Below are 6,410 nucleotides of genomic sequence, written 5' to 3' on the forward strand. Positions count from 1 at the left end.
GAGCGATATAAGTTGATGACGTGACTGTCAGCCAAACTATAATAAACATTCCGACCTTCTCGACGATAGCTGACTAAACGCATAGCTTTCAATAACCGCAGCTGATGGCAAACTGCTGATTCACTCATTTTGGTTAATGCAGCTAGATCGCAAACACACAACTCACTAGAAGCCAAAGCTGATAAGAGGCGTATACGGTTTGTATCTGCTAACACCCCAAAAATTTCTGCCATTTGTTGTGCTTTATCTGTCGGTAAGATTTGAGCTTGAGATGAGCGTACATTATCTAGATGCACCAGATGAGTATCACAGGTAGGGGTGTCAGAACTTTGAATTAAGTCTAAGTCCTGCTTTTTCTTGTGCTTATTCATAGCAAGTTTTACTTAGCAATGGTTATTAATCTCAATAATACCTAAAATGATAACAATTGTACAATTGAATAGTTGTTCAATTGTTGTATTAGAATATTGGCAGTTAACTTTTTGCCTTAATTCTAAAGCTGCTATGACTCAAACTCCTTCGCTCAAAACCCAAACTTTGCAAGTTGGCGGTATGGACTGCGGAAGCTGCGCCAAGACAATTGAAGTCGCTTTGCAACAGTTACACGGTGTTACAGAAGCAACGGTAAACTTTACAACTGGTAAAGCCAGAGTTTCCTATGACGCAGAGGTATTGAGTGAAAAGAGTATCCATAACCGAATTAAAGGTTTGGGTTATACAATAGAGCAAAGTCATGAGGCGCAATCCCATCAGCAGACTCATTCCTGTGGCGGTGAACACGACCATGACCACCAAAATCATGACCATAACGTAGATATAGTTTCTCTGCAAACGCTACAGCTACAAATTGGCGGGATGGATTGTGGCAGTTGTGCCAAAACCATTGAGGCTGGGGTGCAGAAGATCATAGGCGTACAAGAAGCATCGGTCAGTTTTGCCAGCGAAAGATTGCATATATCCTATGACCCACAATTGGTGAATGAGAAAGCAATTTATGACCGGATTCAAGATTTAGGTTACACGGTCGAGGAGGGTGTTGAAGCAAGTTCCCATCATCATACTGATTCTTGTGGTCATGACCACGAGCATAACCATAGCCATGATCATAACTACGAGCATTCTCAGCCAATAAACAAGTCCAAACAAAAACAAAAATCCGACTTAACAAGCTGGAGATTCTGGATTGAAAATCGTCGAGGACAGAGTGTCATACTTGCAGGTATAGGTTTAGTTTTAGGTTTACTTACTCAGTATTTAGTACTACCCATCTGGATTGCACGAGCTTTTTATGGCATTGGTATAGTAATTGCTGGCTATCCGATCGCACGGGCTGGTTTGTTTGAGTTGCGCTTGCGCCGCGCCGATATGAATCTGCTGATGACTATTTCGGTGATTGGGGCAGTGATTTTAGGAGACTGGTTTGAAGGGGGGCTGGTTGTCTTTTTGTTCTCTTTAGGCACAACATTACAGATTTTCACCTTTGGTCGTACCCGCAACGCAATTCGCTCACTGATGGATTTGACTCCACCTACTGCTACAGTTAAGCGCGGGAATCAGGAATTTACAGTTCCGGTTGAAAGTGTTCAGCTAGGTGAAATTTTGACGATTCGACCAGGAGGGCGTGTGGCGTTGGATGGTCTAGTTGTTTCTGGTACCAGTGCCATTGACCAGTCTCCAATTACGGGAGAGTCAATCCCAGAAGATAAAGCCGTTGGGGATACTGTCTTTGCTGGAACACTAAATCAGACAGGTTTTTTAGAAGTTAAAGTTACGCACACTTCTAGCGATACAACCGTTGCCAAAATTATTAATTTGGTGGAACAAGCTCAAGAAAGCCGCGCACCCTCGCAGCAGTGGGTGGATAAGTTTGCACAGGTCTACACTCCGATAGTGATTTTAGCAGCGATCGCCATTGCTCTAATACCACCCTTGGCTTTTGCTCAACCTTTTAACGTCTGGCTTTACCGCGCACTGGTCATGCTAGTAATTGCTTGTCCCTGTGCCTTAGTCATTTCTACCCCAGTTTCAATTGTCAGTGCCATTGGTGCGGCAACTCGTCAGGGCGTTTTATTTAAAGGGGGTAATGCACTGGAGACGGCTGGACACCTAACTACCCTTGCTTTTGATAAAACTGGCACAATTACACAAGGGCTGCCCATTGTGCAGCAGGTTTATGACTTGGGGAAAGTGAATGCAGACATGGTATTACAGATTGCTGCTTCCTTAGAACAACAGTCTGAACATCCCCTAGCAAAAGCTATTGTGGCAAAGGCTCAAGATTTGGGGCTGGAGTTAGCAACGCCTCTTGATTTTACCGCATTACCCGGTAAAGGAATTCAGGCAAACTTTGGTGAGATGTTGTATTTTGTTGGTAATCGACGGTTGTTTTCAGACCAAGGTATTTGCTTGTCTGATGAAGCTGAATCTTTGTTAACTGAAATTGAACAACTTGGTCAAATTCCGGTGTTGGTAGGGACGAACGGAGGGTTATTAGGAGCGATCGCACTTTCTGATGGTATCCGCTTGGAAGCGACAGAAGCCCTGCGACAGTTGAGGCGGATTGGATTAAAGCGGTTGGTGATGTTGACGGGCGATCGCACTGCTGTTGCCAAGCAGATTGCCCAGCAAGCTGGGATTACAGAGTACCGAGCAGAACTGCTACCAGAAGATAAACTTGAAGAAATTCAACTCCTGCGTCAAAGAGGAGTAGTAGGTATGGTTGGGGATGGTATTAACGATGCTCCTGCGCTTGCTGCTGCGGATATCAGTTTTGCAGTTGGTGGAATTGATATTGCTCTGGAGACAGCAGATGTCGTGATCGTGGGAAGCGACCTCAGACGACTTGCTTATGCAGTAGAACTAAGCCGTCGCACTGTATCTGTGATTCAACAGAATGTTGTCTTTTCTTTAGTAACAAAAGGTTTGTTTCTGCTGTTGGGAACCTTTGGATTTGTTGGGTTAGCTGTAGCCGTTTTAGCAGATACAGGGACTTCCTTATTAGTTACTGCAAATGGAATGCGGCTATTTAAAACCAAGACTGTTAAGGATTAAGCAATGGTACACAACCGCAGCCACAAGCATCAGGGACACGAACACGGACAGGGCAACTACAACCGCGCTTTCGCAATTGGTACTGCCCTTAATATCGGATTTGTGATTGTTGAAGCAGTCTATGGCTACCGAGCAAACTCGCTGGCTTTGGTTGCCGATGCTGGTCACAATTTGAGTGATGTATTGGGACTACTATTAGCTTGGGAAGCAGTTCGTCGCTTTAGCGAACCTAACTCAGTATCAGGAGGTACAGTCATCGGCGTTGCTGTAGTAGGAATTATCATCAATACAGTTACTGCCCTAATGTTTTTGTCCGGTCGTCAACAAGACTTAAATATTCGAGGAGCCTTTCTGCACATGGCGGCTGATGCCGGAGTTTCGTTAGGGGTTGTATTAGCTGGCATCGCCATTGTTTTTACTGGCTGGTTATGGTTTGATCCAGTTGTGAGTTTAATTATCGTTGTCGTAGTAGTAGTTGGAACCTGGCAACTGTTGAAAGATTCTGTGAATTTAGCATTAGATGCTGTACCACAGGGAATCGAGCCTTTAGCTGTGCAGACTTATCTGACCGAGCGTCCTGGTGTGGCTGGTGTTCATGATTTGCACATATGGGCAATGAGTACTACCGAGACTGCACTCACTGCTCACTTAATTATGCCTGCCGGACATCCAGGCGATGCTTTTTTAGTACAGGTAAATCAAGAGCTTCACGACCATTTTGGCATTGAACACGCTACGCTTCAGATAGAGACTGGCGATCCGAGGTATCCGTGTACCCTTGCTCCAAAAAATGTGGTGTAAGAGTTTACTTGTTTATACTTATCTATATTGAATTAAACGTGCTCTAACACTCTGCTATTCGCTTACCCTTAACAGGACAGCAGGAATAACTGATCTCTTCATTTACATAATTGGAAAGCTTAAGACTGCCTTGAATCTTTATACCTAACATTAAAAAGTTGCCTCTGAACAAACCAGATAATTATGGGCGGTATCAGTATCCACTGAAGCAAGGGAAGCAAGCCAGTACCTAAGAATGGAAGCGTCGGCATAACATCAGCATATTCCCATCTATCAAGCACACCAGTAGCTAAAGCTTCAAAAATAATCGTAATTGCAACACCAACTAAAATAAAGCTACTTAACTGCCACCAATTTAGCTGACGAAACCACTGGCGCGACTTGGACATAATTGCAACAGTCCAAAAAGCGGTAAGTGAAATTCCAACATCCCCTACAGTAGCAACAGTGCAATTTATTACCTTATCTGTGCAAGAAAATTCAGAAGAAACCTGAAAAAACGGCATTTGCTGCATCTCCCAAAGGAAATTTAGAAGAAAGGAGAAAATAGCGATATTCAACTCTGGTAAATTAAGCAGGTGTTGGGGATGAATGACTTTTGAGGAATTTGACATACTGCAACTAAGGCTATACTTACGTCTGTTAGAGCTTCTTAACTGCTACACCAATTATTTGAGGGCTGACGATCGCAGGGAGGTTTGCCCGAAAATGTTGATAATCTACTTGCTCAAACCCTGCATTCTCCAATGCTAACCAGGTTTCGCGGTCAGGATGGCAACCATCACCAAGCGTTTTCCAAAGCGGTTTTATTCCATGCTGTATCCGTCGCAACATTGTTCCTTGAGGTGCCGCAACGTGTTCAAGGAAAAAGAAGCATCCACCAGGCTTAAGTACTCGTATAACTTCCTGCAATACAGCAGCTAGATTATTTACAGAACATAAAACGAGCGTACTTACAACAGCATCCATGCTGTTATCCTCGACTTCCAGATGTTCGGCATCTCCACTGCGGAGGTCAATCTCTAAGCCGAGCCGTTCAGCTTCTTGCTGTAGATACGGATGCATGAAAGGGTTTGGCTCAATACCAATCCAATGAATGTCGGACGGATAGTAAGACAAGTTGGGGCCCGTACCAGGCCCAATTTCTAAAACGTTGCCATGCAGTTGGGCAAACAAAGCTCGTTTACGGTCTGCTATCTCCTCCTCGTATTTAGCGTTGCCATGAGCCATCATCCAGGCAAATAAGCGTTTATACCAGTCTGGAGAACCTTTTATATTTGACGCTACAGTATGTATCTTCGCCATCATTATTTTCTCAATTCTGGAACTACAGCTGGCTTTGCTCAAGCTATCATTATTACTTTCTACTGATTAACTAAGGTAATGGCTGAACTGTAATTTTAATTACAAATAATCCTAACGTTCAAAATGCCTTGATTGCAGATTTGAGCGATTAGTATTTCAAGTTATTATAACTATGTAGATAGCCTTCAAATTTATTTTACTTCTTTCCATGTCTTGCCGCTATCTTGGGATTGAAAGACAGCATTGTTATCATTTACCGTATAAAATATTTGGGGATTACTAGGGGCGATCGCTAATTTTACGACTACACCATTAGTTTCAGTCCAAAGTTTCTCCCACGTTTTACCACCATCACTGCTGCGATAAACACCCGGCGCTGACTTGAGAAAGCGATAGCCATACATTATAAGATTGTTATCTTCTTTTTGCAGAGCTAGACTGGCAACAGGAGCTTCCTGTGTATTAGCTACTAACGTCCAGTCATTGCCACCGTTGCTACTTTCATACATCCCCAAACGGGTAGTTGCAAACAAATGCTCAGGGTTTCGCGGGTCAACCGCAAGGTCAAACGGAGCATCGCCTAATCCATTCATGCGGGGTTTAGTCCAAGTTTTTCCACCATCAGTAGAACTATGCAGCCCTTGCGCCCCAGAAGCAGGCCATCCATAAAAAACGTTGGGGTTACTGGGTGCGATCGCTATTGCATGAAAATCTACTCCAGGCATGGAAATCTGTTTCCAATCTTGCCCTTGATTTTCACTGATCTGGAATCCTAGATTACCTCCTGTGTGTGGATGTCCGCTGGAATAAAAGCGGTTACTGTCAGTTGGATCGGCAGTAAAGCCCATATAATCAGCTCGCTCTTTTCCCATCCAAAACCATTCTCCAGTTTCAGAACGCTGCAAGAGTCCGTTATGACTTGCAACATAAATAATGTTGGGATTATCTCGATTCACGGTCAAACCATGAACGTGATTATTTGATTGCCAATTGACCGCTTTCTCTAGGGATACATTGACAGCCTTTGGTTGAGGCTGATTGGTTGATTGGTTGGCAGAGAGTGGCTGGTTAGTTGACTGATTGCTAGTAGGCTGCTGGATAGAACGACCGAACCAGACCCCCAAGCCTCCGCCCAAAAAGAAGGAAACTCCTATGAGCACGGCGCAGCAAGCCACCATAGCAATTCCCAATTTCATCATGTTGTGGTCTTTTGAGTCAGGCTGACTCATAATTGTGTTTCTCCTGAGTAAGTT

6 protein-coding genes are annotated in these 6,410 nt (G+C 43.9%); 2 read left to right on the forward strand and 4 right to left on the reverse strand.

The window, feature by feature from the left end:
• The coding region (locus IQ229_RS08770) for an ArsR/SmtB family transcription factor (RefSeq protein WP_194042963.1) at positions 1–371 on the reverse strand (371 nt) is incomplete at its 3' end.
• A 133-nt stretch (positions 372–504) separates the two neighbouring features.
• Here IQ229_RS08770 and IQ229_RS08775 point away from each other — a divergent pair.
• Together IQ229_RS08775 and IQ229_RS08780 are read left to right on the forward strand one after the other, a co-directional pair.
• Positions 505–3,051, forward strand: coding sequence for a heavy metal translocating P-type ATPase (locus IQ229_RS08775; RefSeq protein WP_194042965.1), 2,547 nt, complete (start codon positions 505–507; stop codon positions 3,049–3,051).
• Between the two features lie 3 nt (positions 3,052–3,054).
• Entirely contained in the window at positions 3,055–3,852 is a 798-nt protein-coding gene (locus IQ229_RS08780) for a cation diffusion facilitator family transporter (RefSeq protein WP_162398300.1), read from the forward strand.
• Positions 3,853–3,971: 119 nt separating this feature from the next.
• Here the strand turns inward: IQ229_RS08780 and IQ229_RS08785 are convergent, their stop codons facing one another.
• The 3 genes from IQ229_RS08785 to IQ229_RS08795 form a co-directional block, all read right to left on the reverse strand.
• A complete protein-coding gene (locus tag IQ229_RS08785) occupies positions 3,972–4,466 on the reverse strand; it encodes a hypothetical protein (RefSeq protein WP_069069468.1) in 495 nt (164 codons plus the stop codon).
• A gap of 28 nt (positions 4,467–4,494) precedes the next feature.
• Complete coding sequence (locus IQ229_RS08790) at positions 4,495–5,160, reverse strand: class I SAM-dependent methyltransferase (RefSeq protein ID WP_228013314.1); 666 nt, start codon at positions 5,158–5,160, stop codon at positions 4,495–4,497.
• Positions 5,161–5,348: 188 nt separating this feature from the next.
• Positions 5,349–6,410 (reverse strand): F510_1955 family glycosylhydrolase (locus IQ229_RS08795; protein WP_228013315.1); only part of this gene is annotated, 1,062 nt, incomplete at its 5' end.

The organism is Nostoc cf. edaphicum LEGE 07299, from assembly GCF_015207245.1.
Classification (GTDB): Bacteria; Cyanobacteriota; Cyanobacteriia; order Cyanobacteriales; family Nostocaceae; genus Nostoc; species Nostoc edaphicum_B.

Excerpts from the sequence above, each read along its gene's own strand:
- IQ229_RS08780 (WP_162398300.1), top strand. The coding sequence starts at position 3,055 with ATGGTACACAACCGCAGCCACAAGCATCAGGGACACGAACACGGACAG.
- IQ229_RS08785 (WP_069069468.1), bottom strand. The coding sequence starts at position 4,466 with ATGTCAAATTCCTCAAAAGTCATTCATCCCCAACACCTGCTTAATTTA.
- IQ229_RS08775 (WP_194042965.1), top strand. The coding sequence starts at position 505 with ATGACTCAAACTCCTTCGCTCAAAACCCAAACTTTGCAAGTTGGCGGT.
- IQ229_RS08790 (WP_228013314.1), bottom strand. The coding sequence starts at position 5,160 with ATGATGGCGAAGATACATACTGTAGCGTCAAATATAAAAGGTTCTCCA.